Source organism: uncultured Apibacter sp., from assembly GCF_946479295.1.
GTDB lineage: Bacteria > Bacteroidota > Bacteroidia > Flavobacteriales > Weeksellaceae > Apibacter.
In genome coordinates, this window is the sequence record NZ_CAMLFD010000021.1 from 24,570 (window position 1) to 44,413 (window position 19,844).

Consider the following 19,844-nt stretch of genomic DNA (forward strand, 5'->3'; position numbering starts at 1 on the left):
TATATATTTTTGTAGCAAAGTTTTATTATGAAATATTCGATAATACTGTTATTTTTCCTACTATTTTTAAATATATCTGCCCAAGATAATAAATTAATTCAGTGGAAAAATATACAAGAGGCCGATAGCTTACAAATGCATGGGGACGAAAGGTTATTATTCGTTGATATTTATGCAGATTGGTGCGGTCCATGTAAACTTTTAGACAAATATACCTTCCAAAATCAGGAGGTTGCTACTTATATTAATGAAAATTTTATTCCGGTGAAATTTAATGCAGAATCTAAAGGATCCATTACTTTTAAAGGTCATGTTTTTGAATATGTTAGCAATGGCCAAATAGGCATACAATCATGGGCTTATTACATATTAGGAGGTCATTTAATATATCCTTCCATGGTTTTAATTAATAAAGAAGGTGAATCTGTCTATGTTTTTAAAGGATTTATTCAACCGGATGAATTTTTGAAAATGGTAAAAAATGTAAAATCCGAATTAGATCAAAAATATAACTAAAGAGAACATATAAACGCTCCATTTCTTGAGGTAATCCAATGATTTGAAGGGCTTTTATAGTTTTGACCATCTGCGTATTGGATTTTATTACCCGTAAATATAATAGTACATGGATTCTTCGGTTCTTTAACGATCGACAGTTTGTCGGTAATTATGTAATTAGCGGAATCCATATTATTTTTACCCGGTTTATTTAGAACAAGAATTTTTTTTCTTTCCCATTTATAAACTGTATTCATTTGTAAAGTTTTATATTGAACAGAACTTATTCTTTCCCCGATAGTATATGGGTCTATGATATTCCGCTTTACCTTTTCCCAATTTTCAGATGAGCTTCCTATTATTAATAGCTTTTTTCCATTTCTAAATCCTAGTAAAGTATTTGAATGATTGAAGACAATAAAACTTTTTTTAGATGATAATTTAAAATCATTATACAAGATACTCAATTGAAAACATATAACACAGATAAAAAAAGGAAATATAGTTTTTATTTTTAGCTGGTAAAGGTAATTTTTTAAAAAAATTAAAGCTGATGTTAAAAATAGTAATTCCATTAAGTTTAATGAAATATTTTTAAACATTAACTTCTCCATTGAAGAAATATAATAGGTTGCATCTACGAGAATTTTAACTAAAAAATCATAGATAAATGTTGGATAGGTCTGATATTCTAGAGGTAAAAAAACCAAAAAAATTTCACCTAATGAAGAATATGTTATAACAAATGTATAAGGAATAATGAGTATATTAATTGGAATTGATAACAATGAAAATTGATGGAAATAAAAAAGAACAAATGGCAAAGTCCCTATTTGCGCAGCTATAGTTACTGCTAAAGGATTTAAAATCCATTCGTTAACTCTTTTATTCTTTACCTTCATATATTTATATATAGATGGTGATAACCATGATATGAAAAATACTGCAATATAGCTTAATTGAAATCCGACCGAATATATTTCATTAGGATCACATAAAAGTATAATAATCGCAGATAAGGCCATACTATGATAAATATTACCAGTACGTTTTAACAGCTCGAAAAGGTAATAGATAGTGATCATCAAGCAGGAACGAAATACAGAAGAAGATAATCCCACTAAGCATCCGAAAAACCATACAAAGCTTAACGAAGTTAAAATTATAATTTTTCTATTCCCGCTTTTTAGCACCCAGCTTAATAGAGAAAAAATGATCCCAAATATAAAGGCTATATGCATCCCTGATATTGCAATTAAATGCATGATTCCTGATTTTGAATAAGCATCTATAGATTCTTTTTTCATTTCCGATCGATCTCCTAATAAATATGCCTTCAAAAATTCTTTTGAGTCTTCACTCAACAATGAGCTTTCAATCTTAGTGATTAAATTTTGATTGAAATTTTTAATCATGTATACAAGAGAAGAATGGGCTGATTCTGAAATTATTTTATCTACTTTAGCTATTTGTAAAATATAGTTTCTTTTTAAATATTGAGCATAATTAAACTGGTGTGGATTCATAAGTGTTATAGGATCACTTAATGTAACCTTTAACACGTATTCATTTCCAAGAGTAAAAACCGAATTAAATTTTTCTTTATCAACTAAAAGCATAATAGATCCTGAAGTATGATTTCGTTGATTTTTATATGAAATAGTTTTTACTTCAGCAGTATATTTTCGATATTGTTTATTAGAATTATTTTGTTCTTTTATAATTACTGTTACGTATTGGGCATGTCCTTTTTCTTTATATTTTATATAATGATCATTTGCAATATCGTTATTTAATTTTCCTACTACTATACCAATCAAACACCAAGAACCCAAAATAAGAAGTGAAAATATTTTTCTATAATTAATTTTACTGGTCATATATGCTAAAAAGAACAATAATGCTCCTTGTAAAAAACATAAGTATAAGATTGAAATAGAAATTTTTTCGCAAAGAAAAACCCCTATTACTAATGAAAAAAAATAGAATACATAAGGATTTCTTGAAAGATCCATAAAAAATTATTTAGCTAAAATACTAATTTAGTAGAAAAAATTTTATAAAATTTATAAAATAACCATTTATTTTATCATTATATATTTTACTATTTTATTTAATACTATTATATTTATACTGTAAAAGAATACAAAACAAACTAATTAAATTATTATTTATTTTATGAAGCTAAAGTACAAAGCATCAGAGCTATTTTGTTTTCTAAGCATTATGGCACCTACATCTATGTTTTTTTCCCAAAACATTCCTTCTGATTCTTCCACAATTTCTGAAAAGGTAATTGATGACGTTTTGATAATAGGGAAAGGAGTTATCGACGTTGCTAAAGAAAGGGAAACCCCTATTGCCGTATCTATAATTAAAAAACAAGAAATCAGGGATAAGGGAGGAAACCAGGAATTTCCTGCGATTATGAAAAATACCCCCTCTATTTATGTAAATGATGCTACCGGTTATGGAGATGCTAAGATGGTAACTAGAGGTTTTGATCAATCCAATACTGCCGTATTAGTCAACGGGCAACCCGTCAATGGAATGGAAGATGGTACAGTGTATTGGACCAATTGGACAGGATTGATAGATATTGCGAATACTGTTCAGGTACAAAGAGGGCTTGGTTCTTCTAAACTTGCTGTATCTTCCGTAGGCGGAACGATAAATATTATTACAAAAGCCACAGAAAAAAAAGCAAGTTCTACTGCTAGATTTGTAATAGGAAATGATGGATTTTGGAGAACTACCTACGAATATAATAGTGGCTTACAAGGAAAATGGGGAGTATCCTTTGCAACCTCTACCTGGAGAGGTGATGGATATAGTAGAGGAACAAAAGGATCCGGACAAAATTATTTTTTGTCCATTGGTTTTCAACCTAACCAAAAACATAATTTTAATTTTATAATTTTCGGAGCTCCTCAAAACCATGATCATAAATACTATACAAAAATATCCGATTATAAAAGATATGGCTATAAATACAATGTAAACCAAGGTTGGTTTCATGGTAAAGAACTTTTATTAAGATCCAACTATTATCACAAATCGGTTGCCAATTTAAACTGGGATTGGAAAATCAATGAACGTAGTACCTTATCTACTGTAATTTATGGCTCCTTGGGTAGAGGAGGCGGTACTGGAGGATTCGGATCTAAATATATTGAAACACAAAATATTTCAACTCCTCAGAGTGCGAATGCCATACCCGGAAGTAGAAATCAACAAAATGGAACAATTAATTGGGATGCTATCTTTGATTACAATTTAACTCATAATACAGACGGAATAGGAACAGGTAAAGATAATTATATTATGAGATCATCTGTTAATGACCATCAATGGTACGGCTTAGTTTCCAATTTCAATCACAAATTCAAAAAACATTTCGAGTTTAATGTTGGAATTGACGGGAGAGCTTATACCGGAACTCATTTTCAACAAGCCATGAATTTTATGGGACTATCTGGGGTTTCTGATAATATTTCAACTAATGTAAATGGAATGAACACAGTTACTAAAAATTATAACATAAATCCTTGGAGCTCATTATTCAGAAATGTTAGTAAGGGGCAAAAACTAGGTTTTGATTATGATGAAACCATACAATATATTGGAGCTTTCGGTCAATTTGAGTATGTAAATAAATTTATGAGTGCATTTATACAGGGGGTTATTTCCGAACAATATAATTCAAGAAAAGATCGATTTAACTATACTCCAACCAATCAGAAATCTAAAACGTTAAATAATACGGGGTATAACATCAAAGGAGGAGCTAATTTTAAAATTAACAAGAATCATAATATTTTTGCAAATGCCGGATATTATTCCAGACAACCATTCCAGAATAATTTATTTCTAAATTGGAAAAATGATGTAAATCCGTTGGCAGACAATGAGGAAATTATAGGGCTAGAGATTGGCTATGAACTTCATTATAGATTCTTGGATGTAAGTATCAATATATATCGAACCAGTTGGAATAATAGGGTAGAAACAATTTCCAATGAAAGTATTAATCAAATTGAAAACAGATCCGGAATTGATGAACTCCATCAGGGAATTGAAGTTGAATTGCTTGCCAAACCATTAAAAAAATTAAATATCAAAGGACATTTATCTTTAGGTAGCTGGAAGTATAACGGTAATGCACATTCTACCACCTATGATTCCAATAATTTATCAAATATTATAAGCGAACAAGATATTTTATTGGATGGAGTAAAAACTTCGAATGCTCCTCAATTTAGTTATGGAGTAGGATTAGTATGTAAAGCTTTTAAAAATTTTTCCTTTGATGCAGATTTAAATAGGTATGAAAAATTATACTCCGATTTTGACATTACTAGAGTTGCTGGTAATACTAAAATCGATTTAATAGAGCTTCCTGACTATTTCACTTTAGATGTAGGTGCTTCTTATACTATTTATTTAGATAATTCCTCACTACGTTTTAGGGCTAATGTCAACAATGTATTAAATGATGTTTTTATGACCTATTCTAAGACCAATTTGAAATCAGGAGATAAGGGCGCTGATAATGTCAAGTTTAAAGGAATTGATACGGCCAATCAGGTTTATTTCGGAAATGGTAGAACTTGGAATTTTGGCGTTACCTATAATTTCTAAAGCATAAATAATTAAATAATCTAACAAATTGTATGGTCAAATGTTGAATTATCCTTTTTTATCTACATTTTAAGATGATAAACAATAAATGATTTATAATTATTGAATTGGCATGAATTAATAGAGTAAAATAATAAATATTTTACTCTATTTTTATTATATTTGTTTATGTAGCAATTCATTATGGATATAATCAAAGATCAAATTATTAGCAAATCGATAGAATTATTTACACAAATCGGCGTCAAAATGGTTACCATGGATATGATCAGTAAAGGTTTATGCATGTCAAAAAAAACTTTATACGAGCATTTTTCCAGTAAAGAAGATTTAATAAAAAACACCTTTAACAAATGTTTGACTTCTTATATTCAGGAAATGGAAAATAAAATAAAGGATTATCCTAATATTATCCACCAGAAATTTCTTATTCTTGAAAATAGTACTTCTTCTATTTTTTTCAGAGAAAACCAAACTTTATTTCAACTTAAAAACTTTTATCCTGACATCTATTCGGAAATGGTTTCTTTGTATAATAATTCTATAAAAAATTTCATTAAAAATAATATAATTTTAGGAATTGAGGAAGGTATATACCGCGCTAAAATGAATAAAAAATTAACCATTGAATATTTTTATCTCATTGAAAAAATGATCATAATGGAGAATAGCTTTACAGAAGTAAATTTAAGTGAGATTCCTGTAAAGAAATATTTCATTGAATTATTAATACGGTCTATTGCTACTAAAAAAGGCATTAAGGAACTTGAAAAATACATCTCCAAAAGTTAAGAGGTTACGCCCGCTACAGTTTTAAGTCCGAATAAAGTTGATATTGAGATTATATGCTCAAAAATTTCCGCTTGTATATCTTCAAATTCAAGTAAATCCGAAGTATCGGTAAAACAATATACTTCTATAGGTATTCCATAAATGGTAGGATCTAACAATCTAACCATTAGGGTATCTTTCTTCGATATTAGTAAATGATTTTGAAGATTCCATTTAATATAATTCCTAAATAATCCCAAATTTGTTTGTATCAAATCATTTTCAGTTTTTTGAGAAGTAAAGTACTGATGCAATGCTTCATTAATTTTCATCTCATCAAGCTCTTTTTTTTCTAAAAATAGGACAGATTGACTATCAATGATTATCGACCTTTTTATCCTTCTAGAATGAGAAGATTTCATAGGTTCGTAATTTATAACTTCTGTTGATATTAAGTCATAAGTTGGTATGGTAGATATAGTCTTATCTTTATTTTGAATCTTAGTTGTTACCAAATTTATTTCTAATATTATTCCTTCTAAATTATATTTAGATATATAAATTTCATCTCCTGATTTTAATTGTTTGGAGTTTGCAATATTTATTCCGGCCACAAATCCTAATACAGGATCTCTAAATACCAAAATTATTACAGCCATTATAGCCCCTAAAAAAGTAAAAAAATTTGAGCTTGATAGATCAAATACGATGGATATAACAATAAAACTTGATAATAATACAATTATAATTTTAAGAAACTCCAAAAAAGTATTTAAAGCAATGGTCCTATAGCTTTTATCCCTGTTTTCCACATCATTATAAGAATCAATAATACTAATAAAAAATTTTGCAATAAATACGATTAAAAATATACTGAATATTAAATTAAGAATATGAAAACTTTGTGGATGAGAATAAAATATTAAGGGGACTAAAAGATAGCATATTCCTAAAGGAAATAATCGAAAAAAGCTTGTAAATACATTTTTTTTTATAAATGTATTCATCAAGATATTTTTTGTTTTAGGAACTATTTTTAAAGCGATTTTCAATAAGACTTTTCGCTGGAAAAAATCTAAAATCAGAAATATAATTAATACGATCAAAATTTTACTTGTAATTTGTGATATTAATACTATATCATCAGGTAAATTTTTTGATATATAACTATCTAATTTATCAATTATTGAATTTTCATTTTTAAGTCTTAATATATTTATCTCAGTCATTAATTCATTACTATTATATCATTTTATTATGGATAAAGTATAATGTTTGTTATTTATTAACTATCTTTATGGTTATATTTAATATATCACATTTTATGCCTGATTTAATTTGGATAGTTTTAATATTTATACTTATAATTATTGGTATGATAGGTTCCGTCTTACCTGCATTGCCGGGAACTCCCATTGCATTTATAGGTTTATTAATTTATAAACTATCTCCACTTGGAGACTCGTTAAGTTGGTGGTGGGTAGCTTTTTGTGCAACTTTAACTCTATTAGCATTTGTCGTAAACTATTTTATACCTATTCTTACAGCCAAAAAATTTGGAGGATCTAAATATGGTATAATTGGTGCTTCCCTAGGAATATTTGCAGGTTTTTTTCTTCCTTCCGGTTTTTTATACGGTCCTTTTTTAGGAGCCTTATTTGGAGAATTGATGCATGATTTTATGGATAAAAAAGGTGCTTTAAAAGCTTCTGTAGGTGCTTTATTAGGTTATTTTTTAAGTATGGGTGTTAATATTATTGTATGCGGTATAATTATGACCATCTTTATTATTCATCTTACCTATACCTATTTCAGTAACAATGGATAAGCAATATTTATTTAAAATTTATCGATTAACTTTTTATTCATTTGATCTTACAATCTAGAAAAATTTCAACAATACAATCTAATGTTTAGCAATAAAAAACTCTATCAACAGTAACTGTTAATAGAGTTTGTCTATGATATTTATATTATAATTTTAGTTATTATTTGCAGCTTGAATAGCAGTAATTACCACAGTATTATATATATCTTCAATGGTTGCTCCTCTACTTAGGTCATTTATCGGTTTTTTCAAGCCTTGTAATACAGGCCCTAAAGCCAAGCCGCCTGATTCTCTCTGTACAGCTTTGTAAGTATTATTTCCTGTATTTAAATCCGGAAATATCAGAACATTTGCTTTACCTGCTACTAAAGAACCTGGCATTTTACTGCTTCCGACGCTTGGAACCACAGCTGCATCGTATTGTATAGGACCTTCTATTAACAAATCCGGACGTAAAGATTTTACCAGCTCAGTTGCCTTTCTAACCTTATCAACATCTACTCCAGCTCCTGAATATCCTGAAGAATAAGAAAGCATGGCAATTTTCGGTTCAATTCCAAAATTTTTAGCCGTACCTGCAGCAGATATAGCTATATCAGCCAATTGTTCATAGGTCGGATTAGGAACAATCGCACAATCTCCATATACTAATACCCTGTCCTGTAAGAGCATAAAAAATACAGAAGAAACAGTTTTAATACCCGGCTTTGTTTTAACAAATTGTAAAGCTGGAAGTATAGTATGAGCAGTTGTATTCTGAGCTCCGGAAACCATTCCATCTGCATCTCCTTTGTAAACCATCATCGTTCCAAAATAAGAAGCATCGAGCATTAAGTCTCTTGCCTGAGCAAGCTCCATACCTTTATCTTTCCTTATCTCATACAAGGTTTCTACATAATCATTGAGTTTATCATTATCCGTATTATCTAATACGGAAATAAGATCTGTATTCCAATTCAGTCCAAGCTGATTTACCTTTTGTATAATTTCTTCCTGCTTTCCTAAAATAGTAATTTTTACTATTTCATCATCCGCCAACATAGAGGCTGCTCGTATAATTCTTTCATCTCCACCTTCCGGTAATACTATATGTTTATGAGCTGCTTTAGCTTCTTTCAATAAATTATACTGGAACATTCTTGGAGTAATTCCTTCAATTTTAAAAGAAGATATTCGTTTATCAAGCTCCGGTACATCTACATATTGTTCGAAAAGATCAATATTACGTTTTATTTTAGCGCTATTCTCCGGATATATGGTTGATTTAATATTATCTATAGCGGTAGCTGCCTCGAATGTGCCAATATCTACAAGTAAGATAGGCATATTTACACTGGAACCATCAACCATTTTCATTATTGATGCGTCAGGACTGATCCCTGCCGTTAATATTATCCCAGATATCCTTTTGAAATTAGATAAGTTGGAAAGTAATGTTCCTATGATTAAATCAGATCTGTCACCTGGAAGGATTACTACACAATCATCATCTACATAGTTTATAAATTGTGATAAGAGCATACCTCCTATCATAAATTTATTAATTGATCTATTAAGATTTTCACTTCCATGTAGCACTTTAGCTCCTAAAACATCTGCTACTTCTTTAAGAGTCGGGAAGCTCAAAGGTTTGTCGTTAGGAATTATTGATAACAATACAGAATCCCCAATTCTTTTCTTGCTTTTGGTAATTACCTCCTCTATATTCTTATCACATTTATTAACAATTACTGCAATAACCTTATTATCTTTCTTTAAAAAATTATTTAATTCAAGACTAATATTTTTAGCTAAATCATGAGAGTTTTTAAAGGAATCCTTAACAACCAAGACTACTGGTATATTTAAAGATTTAGCTATAATTACATTTAAATCATACTCTAAAGAAGTACTTCCGGCTGATAAATCAGTTCCATCAATCAAAACGAAATCAAATTTATCTTCTAAAGCCTTATACTTTTGTATTATACTATCATAAGCATCATTTAATCTCCCACTATTTTGAAGGTCAATAATTTCGCTTTTAGTAAAAGCGTAGGCATCTTCATAACTTTGATTCAAATTAAAAAAAGAAATCATAGTTTCAATATGGTTATCTTTTATCCCATCATCCAAATCATCGATAATAGGACGAAAATAACCTATATTAGGTGTTCTCCTCATGACCATTTGCAATATCCCCAGGCTAATCAAAGATTTCCCACTGTAAGGACAAGTAGCCGCCACATATACTGATCTGTTGTTCATTTATTTAGTAATAATATAATTGAAAGTTTTACAAAAGTACAAAATTGGAAGATATACTTATAATTTAATTCTCAAATTAAACTATATCTAAATAATGCTAAATAATCTTTAGATATTTTTGTTTATAACCAAAATAAGATTGGTCTATCCTCAGAACTCAACTTTTAATCCATCGTAAGCCGGAAAAACATTAGGAGGCAGCATTTTTTCTATTTCTTCATGAAATCCCAATTGATAACTGATATGTGTTAAATACGCCTTTTGGGGCTTAACCTTATCAATAAACTCTAAGGCTTGAGTCAAGTTAAAATGTGAAGCGTGAGCATCTTTTCTCAAGGCATTAATGACCAAAATATCCGTATGTTTTATTTTTTCGATTTCCTCTTCAGAAACATAGGATGCATCAGTAATATAAGACAATCCGCCAATCTTAAAACCTAAAATAGGTAATTTACCGTGCAATACATTTATAGGAAGTATGGAAACATTAGGTAAGGTTATAATACCCTGTACAGAATGTAATTCAAACCCCGGAGCTCCCGGATATTTTTCTTCTGCAAAGGCATAGGCATATCTTCTTTTTATATCTTCCAATACTCTTTCTTTTCCATATATAGGAATATCTTGCCCTTTTAGAAAATTTATAGGTCGTAAATCATCTAATCCGCCAGTATGATCCGTATGTTCATGAGTAATTAATACTACATCTACATTAGATTTGTTTTCTCTTAACATTTGCTGTCGAAAATCAGGACCGCAATCTATTAAAATATCCACCCCTTTATAATGAATTAATGCAGAGGTTCGTAATCTTTTATCTTTAGTGTCCATAGATTTACAGACTGGATCGTTTGAGCCAATAACCGGAATTCCTTGAGAAGTACCAGTTCCTAAGAATGTTATATTACTTTTTTGTAGTACCATAATTTTTGTAAATTTACGAACAAAAGTTTAAACAATGCTCTCTCATAAACAAGTACTTACGCCTAGACAAAAAGCTCTTCAGATTAATTTAAACAAGAATATTTATGGAACTTTTTCAGAAATTGGTGCGGGTCAGGAAACCGTACGTTACTTTTTTAGAGCCGGAGCTGCCTCTAAGACCATAGCGAAAGCAATATCCGCTTACGATAAGGAAGTCAGCGACTCTATTTATGGAAAAGAACCTGATAATAGATATGTTTCTCAGGCTAGGTTACTAAAAATGCTAGACCATGAAATTAAGCTTATTGAAGATCGAATTGATAGAAATAATAACTCTGGCAGAATATTTTTCACTTATGCCAATACGGTAACCACTATCAACTTTAATAAAACTTTCAAAGGACACGGGTGGGTAGGCATTCGATTTCAGTTACAGGAATCGGAAGCTTATAATGAAATTATTTTGCATGTACGTTTCCATGAAAATGAGGCGAAATTACAACAAGAAACCTTAGGAATATTAGGAGTAAATTTAATTTACGGCGCTTTTTTCTACAGTGATAATCCAAAAAAAATTATTAATTCTCTATATGATGAATTAAGTATCGATAAAATAGAGATCGATATGATTAATTTTAGCGGACCGAGATATCATTCTGTAGATAATCGTTTATTGAGTTTACAATTAGTTAAAAACGGAATGTCTGATGCCGCTGTTTTTAGACCTAATGGTAAAAATGTACTCCCGGCGGATGAGTTATATAACAAAAACATTCTTGCGTTAAGAGGAAGTTTTCGCCCAGTTACCCATGTAAACATAGACATGTGTTATCAGGGACTTAAAATGTTTATGAAAGAAAAAAATGTTGACCATCAAAATACTAAGGTTTTGTTTGAAATAACCTTATCTAATTTACTTTCTTCCGGGGAAATTAATGAGCAAGATTTTTTAGATCGTGCCGATGTCTTGGGAAAGTTGGGATATACCGTTTTAATTTCTAATTTTTCCGAATATTATAGATTAGTGGATTATTTTAGCAGATTTACCTCTGAACGAATTGGCATTACGATGGGAGTAAATAATTTATTAGATATTTTTGAGGAAAGTTACTATACTGGACTTAGTGGTGGAATTATGGAAGCCTTTGGTAAGTTATTTAAACAACAGATGAGAATTTATCTTTATCCTTATATTAATCAGGAAACAGGAGAGCTTCTTAATTCTGATAATTTAAAAGTAAATGAATCTTTAAAAGATTTATACAAATATTTTAAGAAAAATAAAAGAATTGTAGATATTAACGATTACAATGACTCTTATCTTAAAATATATGGCAAACAAATTCTTTCTCAAATAGCTTCAGGAAAATCGGGATGGGAAAATAAAATGCCTAAAGAAGTTGCAGATATGATTAAAGAAAAGGGCATGTTCGGCTACACTATGGATTTTGCAAATAATTAATAACACTTACTTATAAAAAATGATTATATATTCAGAGAGCTTTCACGTGGAATATCCTTCGGAAAAAGATTGGTTACTTTGGGTTAAAAATATCCTAATTCCGGAAATGAAAAAAACACAAAAATTTACAAAAATCATATTTTCAAAAGTAACATCTCATTCCGATGAATCGGGATGTACCTATTCTCTACAATATTATGCCAAAAGTAAAAATGATTTAGAAGATTATTACAGAAATTATTCCGATAAATTTTCTCAATTACTTGTTAATACATTTGGAACAAAAATATTATCTTTTAAAACTGAACTGGAACTTATAGATAGTTTTGATTTCTAATTCAATACTTCTTTTTCAAAGCAAACTAAATTTGGAAGAAAATATAAGTAAAACTGCCACGGTATCTTCTAAATTTTATAATATTTTTAAATTGATGAAATGAACTTTTTACTGATAGTAAGTGTTTTATCAATCTCATCTTCTTTTATGCAATCGGATATAAACCATGTTTCATAACCGGAAGGAGGTAAATAAATGCCGTTTTCAAGTAAAAAATGAAAATATTTATTAAACATATCATGATCGGCTTTGGAAGCATCATCAAAATTTGAAACTTCAGAAATTCCAAAAAATAGGGTCAACATGGAAGTACATTGATTAATACATATTTGAATTCCTGCACTTTCAAAAATAGCCTTTAATTCCGTAGATAATATTTTTGTGGTTTGGGTAATTCGATCATAAATATCCAAATCGCTTTTAAGAATGGATAAAGTCGTATACCCTGCACACATGGCAATCGGATTCCCGGATAATGTACCTGCTTGGTAGACTTTTCCTTCAGGAGATAAAAAATCCATAATTTCCTTTCTTGCAGCAAATGCCCCTACAGGCATGCCTCCTCCTATTATTTTGCCATAGGTTACTATATCTGCTTGTACATTAAAAAAATCTTGCGCACCGCCTAATTTTGCGCGAAAACCGGTCATAACTTCGTCAAAAATGAGTAATGATTGATTGTCTTTACATAGAAATTTTAATTGTTTAAGAAAATCTTTTTTCGGGGGAACGCATCCCATATTTCCTGCTATTGGCTCTAAAATAACTGCCGCTATTTCATTTTTATTATTTTCAAAAAGTGATTGCACCGAGTCAATGTCATTATATCTCGCCAATAAAGTATCCTTTGCTGTGCCATTTGTTACTCCGGGACTATTAGGATTTCCAAATGTTGCCGCACCACTTCCTGCCTTTATAAGAAAAGAATCTGAATGTCCATGATAGCATCCTTCAAACTTAATAATCTTATTTCTAGAGGTATACCCTCTTGCTAACCGAATTGCCGACATACAGGCTTCTGTACCTGAATTCACCATTCTAATTTTGTCAATATTTGGAACAAAGGAGGTAATTAATTTTGCAATTTCAGTTTCCAATTCTGTAGGAGTTCCAAAAGAAAATCCATTTTGCATTTGTTTTCTGACTGCCTCTACCACTTCTGTATGATTATGCCCAAGAATCATAGGCCCCCATGAATTGATATAATCTATATATTTATTTCCATCTTCATCGGTAAGATAAGCTCCCTTCGCTGATTTTATAAAAATCGGAGTTCCTCCTACTGATTTAAATGCTCTAACAGGTGAATTTACTCCTCCAGGTATATATTTACGGGCCTCTTCAAATAAAGCTCTGCTTCTTTTAAATATCATCTAAAATTTTATTATTTAACTTTTTCTTCCTTTTAACAAAATTCTATCTCCTTTTTTGGGTTCATCGCCTGGAAACATTAAATTTATTTTATATAATTGGATTAAAGAAATTCCATTTTCCTGGGCTATATGATACATCCTTTCTCCTTCTTTTACCACATGTTCCTTGCTTAGTCCTTTTTTCTTTTTTGGTTCTAAAAATATTTTTTGATTGACCTCAATATTATCCTGAAAAACCAAATCATTGTATGCTTTTAATTGATTTAGAGAAATATGATACGCTTTTGATATGTCTTCCAAGGTATCTCCATCTTTAAATACAATATATTTTACATGTCCATTAGGATGAATTTTGATTCTCGAACTGGGAAATTGAAAATTATTAACCTTTGTTACAACTATTTTCTTTACATTTTCAATTTTCTTCTTAGCTGGATTCTTTATAGAACTTTGATTCTTTTTATCTTTGATTTCACGATCCTTAGTATTAATATCAGCTACTAAGATAGGCTGTTCATCTGAAATATTGGATTTATACGAACCGGGATACAACTCTGCAAGTTTTACATCCACTTCATCAGAAGTTAATGAATCGAACAGATACAATTTATATCTCTCTATTAGATCAATCAACATATAGGCATATTTAGGGTTTGTAGCATACCCTGCTTTTTTTAATCCATGCGCCCACGCTTTGTAATCCTTCCTATCTAATTGAAATAATTTTTTATAGTAAGGCCTTTCAGCTAAAAATAAAGAATGATCTCTATAGGATTCTTTTGCTGAGTTATATTTTCTAAAACATTCTCCTTTGGCATCGTCATCATGATACATTCTTCCCCCCGTCCAATCATTTTTACACTTTATCCCAAAATGATTATTGCCTTCTTTCGCTAATATACTTTGTCCATTTCCTGTCTCTAAGATACCTTGCGCCAAGGTAATACTAGCAGGAATTTGATACATTTCCATTTCTTCCACAGCTATTTTAGCATAGTCTTGTATATATAAATCATCTTTTTTGAGAGTATTTTGTGCTTGTATGAAACTTCCTAAAACTATCGATAATAGAAATATGCCTAATTTTTTCATGTTACAATAATAGGTTTGCTTTTCTTACTTAAGTACTTATTCATTTCTTTAATGCCCTGTAAACCTCCTGTATGTACCGCTAAAATTTTTTTATCTTTATCTATTTGTCCTTTTTTTATCATATCTCTGAGTCCAAACATCATTTTTCCTGTGTAAACTGGATCAAGAGGTATATTATTGAGATAATAAAATTCGTTAATAAAATCAATTAATTCTGTCGTAATTTTAGCGTATCCTCCGAAGTGATACTCCAAATTTACTATAAAATTTTTTTTATGAGTATATTTTAATAATTCTTTAACTAAAAAATGAGCATTTTTCAAAACTGGGAAACCTATCACTAACTGGTATGCTTTTGCACCTACCGATAATCCTGCTAAGGTTCCGCCAGTGCCCATTGCTGAAGTAATGATATCATAGTTGTAAGTTTCTTCCGATAATATTTCGGAGGCTCCTTTCACTGCTAAGGTATTGGTTCCTCCTTCGGGTACTAAATAATAATTAGGTATTTTATCAAGTATATTTTGTATATACTTTGACTTTTCTTTTAATCTATATTCTTGCCTGGGTACAAAAAAAAATTTCATTCCATATTCCGATGCTTCGGTTAAAGTTATATTTTCCTTCCATTTTTCAACGATTTCCTCACCTCTAATTATTCCTATTGATTGAAAACCGTTAGCTTGAGCGGCAGCAGCACAGGCTACGATATGATTAGACATAGCCCCTCCAAAGGTTACCAATATTTGTTTCCCTAAATCTTTAGCCTTTATAAGATTATATTTTAATTTCCAGAATTTATTACCCGAAATAACAGGATGTATCATATCTTCTCTTTTTATATGGAGAATTTGCTCAGTCTGTAATCCGGGAAATTGGAAGGTTTGTATGGGTGTGCTCATTTTTCTTAACTTATGATTTATATATTAGTATTAATTATTCATAAATTCTTGTAATTATTACACTCTCTTTTGGGTTAGCTAATTATATGAATTTTATAGAATGATTTGATTGTATTTAAATATAGTAGCCATAGTTCATTAAGATTACATTAAAAAAATAAATTTTTAAAAAAGAGAAAGCCTATTTTTAGACTTTGTTTTTATTTATACTTAATTTCATGTAAAGTTCCTTAATGATAAATAATTAAAGCATATTCTTTAATTTTTTCACAAAAAGAATATGCTTTAAAATATCTTGTATATAATTATTCAGTATTTATCTTACACCTTGCATCATTCTAACTAATACTTTATTAAGTGCAATCATTAGTATTCCACAAATAATTACAAATATAGAAATGTATAAAAATATTTTTCCTGCTCCGAGTGTTTGAATTATAAAAGCTAAATATCCACCTAAAATATTTGCAAAAAAAGATGCCATAAGCCATACCCCCATAAGAAGAGATGCTAATTTAGGTGGAGCTAACTTGGTTACTACAGATAATCCTACAGGCGATAAGCATAATTCTCCTATCGTGTGAACTAAATAGGTTAAAATTACCCACCAAATACTGGCTTTAATAGTAACATCTGATATATCGCCACCTCTTTCAGCTACAGCTCCCAACATAAAGAAAAAACCAACTCCTAAAATTACCATACCTAATCCCATTTTCAAAGGAGTTGTTAGTTTTTGTCCTAGCTTTGTATTCCAGAAATACGCAAAAATCGGTGCCAACAATACTATAAAAAATGGATTTATCGATTGAAATAATGAGGTGGGAATGACATATCCTCCAATTGAAGGTAAATTTACATTCCTATCGATAAATTTATCTGTGTACAATGTTAATGATGAACCTGCCTGTTCAAAGCCTGCGAAAAAGAAAATGGCAAAAAAGAAATAGATAAATATTACCGTAACTCTTTGTTTCTCATTTTTTGTTAATGGAGCATTAGTATTTGTTTCATTTTTCATATCGTTTTTATCTATTTTACCTTGCGGTTTCAAACCTAAATCTCCTAAATATTTTTTTGCTAACATATTATAACTGATCTGCCCTAAGAACATCCCTGCTGCTGCTGCCAGGAATCCATATTTATATCCATAGGAAATAATTTTTCCAGCAGCATCTTTAGTCGAAAAAATATCATCGGTTAATATTCCTATAATTATGGGTGCAATCAAAGCGCCGAGATTGATTCCCATATAAAAAATGGAGAATGCCGAATCTCTTTTTGGATCTCCATCTGAATATAATCCTCCCACTAATGTTGAAATATTAGGCTTAAAAAAGCCATTTCCTATTATCAATAGAAATAGTCCTACACATAGACCGATATGGGTATTCAATGAAAACAAGGCAAGTTGTCCGAACATCATTATAATTCCTCCAATTGTTATGGAATGTCGTTGACCTAAATATCTATCTGCCAACCATCCGCCTATCAACGGCGTAAAGTATACAAACCCCGTAAAGTAACCATAGATTAAACTAGCTGTTTCAGCATCAATACCTAGCCCTCCTTCTAAATAAGATTTGGTAAGATAAAGCATTAATATTCCCCGCATCCCATAATAGGAAAAACGTTCCCACATTTCTGTTAAAAACAGTAAGTATAATCCTTTAGGATGTCCTTTCTTGACTTGAGTTTCTGTCATAATAATTATTCTTAGTTTTTACTTTCTTTATTATTTAATTCCTTGCATTAATTTTCGAATAAGAGGTGAGAATAAGATTATAATTAATCCTGCGATTAATGCGTAATTTGCTAATTGTTCAAATCCTGATGTATACGAATATAGTTTATCAGTTAAAGAAGCGTTTTCATAGGATGATGACATTCCCGCTCCTAATAATCCTGCCACATATTGAGCATACGAACTAGCTAAAAACCATAATCCCATCATCATCCCTGATAAATTTTTAGGTGATAATTTCGTTACAATGGACAATCCTACTGGTGATAAGCAAAGTTCTGCAAATGTCATCACTAAATATGCTATTGTAAAAATGTTTAAAGAGGCTATCCCATTATTATCAGCAAAATATCTTGTACTATATAAAACATAAAATGATGCTGAAAGAAATAAAAATCCAAGTCCGAATTTTATTACTGTATTTGGTTCCAGTTTAAACTTAGCTAACCATAACCATAATAAACCAAATAAAGGACTAAGAACTATTACGAATAATGCATTTGAACTATTGTTAACTATATTCGGATCAATAGTAAAAAATAGTAACTTATGACTTAGATTACTTTCAGCAAAAATTGCTAATGCTCCTCCACTCTGTTCAAAAAATGCAAAAAACAACACTGAAAATACAATTAAAATCATTGCAGCCATCAGTTTTTTTCGAATTTGGATACTTTTAATTTTTATTAATTCAATTACGAATAATAATATTGCCAATGGACCGATTGTATACATAAAGTAATCTGTGTATCTTGTATTATGTATCATGGCATAAATAATTGGGAAACATAATAGTACTCCCACATATACAACTATTTCACGTAGTCTTCTTGATGAAGCTTTCATATTACGTAGTGGAGAATCTCCTATTGGCCCTAAATATTTTTTTGTGATTAAAAAGATTATAATTCCTATTAACATGACTATAGCCGCAGCTAAAAAGCATAAATTCCAAGAATGATATTTTCCTAAATATACACATAATATGCCTCCAAATAAAGCACCTAAATTTATTCCTGAATAGAAGAGTCCGAAGCCGGCATCTCTTCGCGGATCTTTTTCACTATATAATTCTCCAACCATAGTGGATATATTAGGTTTAAAAAATCCTGTACCTATTATTGAAAGCGTTATTCCAAAATAAAAAAAATCGTGAGGAGAATAGGCTATAATTAAATTACCCAAAACCATAGTAATGCCTCCTATAAAAAGTGACTTTCTAAATCCTAATATTTTGTCGGCAAGTATTCCTCCTATAAAAGTAAATGCATAAATAAATGCTTGAATTGCGCCATATTTTAAATTAGATTCTTTATCGGTAACTCCTAATTGCCCTACCATAAAAATAGTTAGAACTCCTCTCATTCCATAAAAACAGAAACGTTCCCACATCTCTATTAAAAATAGATATATTAATTGTTTTGGATATTTACCGCGAAAATTATGAATTTCATCAAGAGTGAGTTCTATATTTTTTTGGATATTGTTATTCATATTCTTTACTAAAAATCGTAGTATTATTTATTTTAAAGTATAATTAGTTGAAAATCAATTAATAACAAGATGGTAATTGATTTAATAAAATCAAAAATACTAAAAAATCCTAAAATCAAATAGAAATCTATACAATAATCTTAAAAATAAAATAATTTATTATTAAAAAGTTTATCAAATTTATTCCATAATTGAAAATTTCAAGCTTACTAATAAAATAATTATTATTAGCAAATATTTGAAATTTGTATAAAACTAATTAATTATATTATTAAATATAATTAATTAACATAAATATGTTGATTTTTATTAATATTATCTAATTCAGATTGAAATGTACTATATTTATAAGCATTCAATAACTAAATAAGTGTAAAAAATAGTAAAAATTAAAAAAACAATAGGCTTAAGATTTTAATATATGTTAAATAAATAGGAGTAAGAGGGGGGATTATGATGGGATGATTTTGGGTAGATTTTGTATTTTTTATTCATAAAAAAAGCCTTGTATATAATTATACAAGGCTCTCT

At 29.7% G+C, this 19,844-nt stretch carries 15 protein-coding genes; 6 read left to right on the plus strand and 9 right to left on the minus strand.

Going from position 1 to position 19,844, the window contains the following annotated elements; genetic code table 11:
• The first annotated feature begins 27 nt into the window (after positions 1–27).
• Positions 28–516 (plus strand): thioredoxin family protein, encoded by a 489-nt coding sequence (locus Q0T35_RS10450; protein ID WP_295812864.1) that lies wholly within the window; start codon positions 28–30, stop codon positions 514–516.
• Here Q0T35_RS10450 and Q0T35_RS10455 read toward each other — a convergent pair.
• Positions 513–2,513, minus strand: a complete 2,001-nt coding sequence (locus Q0T35_RS10455) for a ComEC/Rec2 family competence protein (protein WP_295842999.1) — start codon at positions 2,511–2,513, stop codon at positions 513–515. The two genes, Q0T35_RS10450 and Q0T35_RS10455, sit on opposite strands and share 4 nt — an antisense overlap.
• A 211-nt stretch (positions 2,514–2,724) precedes the next feature.
• Between Q0T35_RS10455 and Q0T35_RS10460 the strand changes: the two genes are divergently transcribed.
• Together Q0T35_RS10460 and Q0T35_RS10465 are read left to right on the plus strand one after the other, a co-directional pair.
• Positions 2,725–5,139 carry a TonB-dependent receptor plug domain-containing protein gene (locus Q0T35_RS10460; RefSeq protein WP_295843001.1) on the plus strand — a complete coding sequence of 805 codons (2,415 nt, stop codon included), beginning with the start codon at positions 2,725–2,727 and terminating at the stop codon, positions 5,137–5,139.
• Between the two features lie 183 nt (positions 5,140–5,322).
• Positions 5,323–5,931: a TetR/AcrR family transcriptional regulator gene (locus Q0T35_RS10465; protein WP_295843003.1), complete on the plus strand. Its 609-nt coding sequence runs from the start codon at positions 5,323–5,325 to the stop codon at positions 5,929–5,931.
• Here Q0T35_RS10465 and Q0T35_RS10470 read toward each other — a convergent pair.
• Entirely contained in the window at positions 5,928–7,139 is a 1,212-nt protein-coding gene (locus Q0T35_RS10470; protein ID WP_295843004.1) for a mechanosensitive ion channel domain-containing protein, read from the minus strand. The two genes, Q0T35_RS10465 and Q0T35_RS10470, sit on opposite strands and share 4 nt — an antisense overlap.
• 95 nt (positions 7,140–7,234) lie before the next feature.
• Between Q0T35_RS10470 and Q0T35_RS10475 the strand changes: the two genes are divergently transcribed.
• Entirely contained in the window at positions 7,235–7,738 is a 504-nt protein-coding gene (locus Q0T35_RS10475; RefSeq protein WP_293916893.1) for a DUF456 domain-containing protein, read from the plus strand.
• 153 nt (positions 7,739–7,891) lie between these two features.
• On the opposite strand, the gene pta is transcribed toward Q0T35_RS10475, so the two are convergent.
• Together pta and Q0T35_RS10485 are read right to left on the minus strand one after the other, a co-directional pair.
• Entirely contained in the window at positions 7,892–9,985 is a 2,094-nt protein-coding gene (gene pta / locus Q0T35_RS10480) for a phosphate acetyltransferase (RefSeq protein WP_293916891.1), read from the minus strand.
• A 150-nt stretch (positions 9,986–10,135) separates the two neighbouring features.
• Entirely contained in the window at positions 10,136–10,909 is a 774-nt protein-coding gene (locus tag Q0T35_RS10485) for an MBL fold metallo-hydrolase (protein ID WP_293916889.1), read from the minus strand.
• A gap of 34 nt (positions 10,910–10,943) precedes the next feature.
• On the opposite strand from Q0T35_RS10485, the gene Q0T35_RS10490 reads away from it, so the two are divergent.
• Both Q0T35_RS10490 and Q0T35_RS10495 read left to right on the plus strand, forming a co-directional pair.
• Positions 10,944–12,371 carry a TonB-dependent receptor gene (locus tag Q0T35_RS10490; protein ID WP_293916887.1) on the plus strand — a complete coding sequence of 476 codons (1,428 nt, stop codon included), beginning with the start codon at positions 10,944–10,946 and terminating at the stop codon, positions 12,369–12,371.
• Positions 12,372–12,390: 19 nt separating this feature from the next.
• On the plus strand, positions 12,391–12,708 hold the full coding sequence (locus tag Q0T35_RS10495; protein ID WP_293916884.1) for a DUF4286 family protein: 318 nt from the start codon (positions 12,391–12,393) through the stop codon (positions 12,706–12,708).
• Between the two features lie 86 nt (positions 12,709–12,794).
• On the opposite strand, the gene hemL is transcribed toward Q0T35_RS10495, so the two are convergent.
• The 5 genes from hemL to Q0T35_RS10520 all read right to left on the minus strand — a co-directional run bounded on the left by hemL (position 12,795) and on the right by Q0T35_RS10520 (position 19,313).
• On the minus strand, positions 12,795–14,081 hold the full coding sequence (gene hemL / locus Q0T35_RS10500; RefSeq protein WP_295843007.1) for a glutamate-1-semialdehyde 2,1-aminomutase: 1,287 nt from the start codon (positions 14,079–14,081) through the stop codon (positions 12,795–12,797).
• 15 nt (positions 14,082–14,096) lie between these two features.
• On the minus strand, positions 14,097–15,173 hold the full coding sequence (locus Q0T35_RS10505; protein WP_293916881.1) for a glucosaminidase domain-containing protein: 1,077 nt from the start codon (positions 15,171–15,173) through the stop codon (positions 14,097–14,099).
• Positions 15,170–16,075 carry a 1-aminocyclopropane-1-carboxylate deaminase/D-cysteine desulfhydrase gene (locus tag Q0T35_RS10510; RefSeq protein ID WP_293916879.1) on the minus strand — a complete coding sequence of 302 codons (906 nt, stop codon included), beginning with the start codon at positions 16,073–16,075 and terminating at the stop codon, positions 15,170–15,172. The genes Q0T35_RS10505 and Q0T35_RS10510 overlap by 4 nt, the downstream gene beginning before the upstream one ends.
• Before the next feature lie 316 nt (positions 16,076–16,391).
• Positions 16,392–17,780 carry a peptide MFS transporter gene (locus Q0T35_RS10515; protein ID WP_293916877.1) on the minus strand — a complete coding sequence of 463 codons (1,389 nt, stop codon included), beginning with the start codon at positions 17,778–17,780 and terminating at the stop codon, positions 16,392–16,394.
• Between the two features lie 30 nt (positions 17,781–17,810).
• On the minus strand, positions 17,811–19,313 hold the full coding sequence (locus tag Q0T35_RS10520; protein ID WP_295843011.1) for a peptide MFS transporter: 1,503 nt from the start codon (positions 19,311–19,313) through the stop codon (positions 17,811–17,813).
• Positions 19,314–19,844 lie beyond the last annotated feature (531 nt).

Bases quoted from the DNA above. Each gene is read 5' to 3' on its own strand.
- Q0T35_RS10470 (WP_295843004.1), bottom strand. From the start codon at position 7,139: ATGACTGAGATAAATATATTAAGACTTAAAAATGAAAATTCAATAATT.
- Q0T35_RS10460 (WP_295843001.1), top strand. From the start codon at position 2,725: ATGGCACCTACATCTATGTTTTTTTCCCAAAACATTCCTTCTGATTCT.
- hemL (WP_295843007.1), bottom strand. From the start codon at position 14,081: ATGATATTTAAAAGAAGCAGAGCTTTATTTGAAGAGGCCCGTAAATAT.
- Q0T35_RS10465 (WP_295843003.1), top strand. From the start codon at position 5,323: ATGGATATAATCAAAGATCAAATTATTAGCAAATCGATAGAATTATTT.
- Q0T35_RS10475 (WP_293916893.1), top strand. From the start codon at position 7,235: ATGCCTGATTTAATTTGGATAGTTTTAATATTTATACTTATAATTATT.
- pta (WP_293916891.1), bottom strand. From the start codon at position 9,985: ATGAACAACAGATCAGTATATGTGGCGGCTACTTGTCCTTACAGTGGG.
- Q0T35_RS10485 (WP_293916889.1), bottom strand. From the start codon at position 10,909: ATGGTACTACAAAAAAGTAATATAACATTCTTAGGAACTGGTACTTCT.
- Q0T35_RS10455 (WP_295842999.1), bottom strand. From the start codon at position 2,513: ATGGATCTTTCAAGAAATCCTTATGTATTCTATTTTTTTTCATTAGTA.
- Q0T35_RS10490 (WP_293916887.1), top strand. From the start codon at position 10,944: ATGCTCTCTCATAAACAAGTACTTACGCCTAGACAAAAAGCTCTTCAG.
- Q0T35_RS10450 (WP_295812864.1), top strand. From the start codon at position 28: ATGAAATATTCGATAATACTGTTATTTTTCCTACTATTTTTAAATATA.
- Q0T35_RS10520 (WP_295843011.1), bottom strand. From the start codon at position 19,313: ATGAATAACAATATCCAAAAAAATATAGAACTCACTCTTGATGAAATT.
- Q0T35_RS10505 (WP_293916881.1), bottom strand. From the start codon at position 15,173: ATGAAAAAATTAGGCATATTTCTATTATCGATAGTTTTAGGAAGTTTC.
- Q0T35_RS10515 (WP_293916877.1), bottom strand. From the start codon at position 17,780: ATGACAGAAACTCAAGTCAAGAAAGGACATCCTAAAGGATTATACTTA.
- Q0T35_RS10495 (WP_293916884.1), top strand. From the start codon at position 12,391: ATGATTATATATTCAGAGAGCTTTCACGTGGAATATCCTTCGGAAAAA.
- Q0T35_RS10510 (WP_293916879.1), bottom strand. From the start codon at position 16,075: ATGAGCACACCCATACAAACCTTCCAATTTCCCGGATTACAGACTGAG.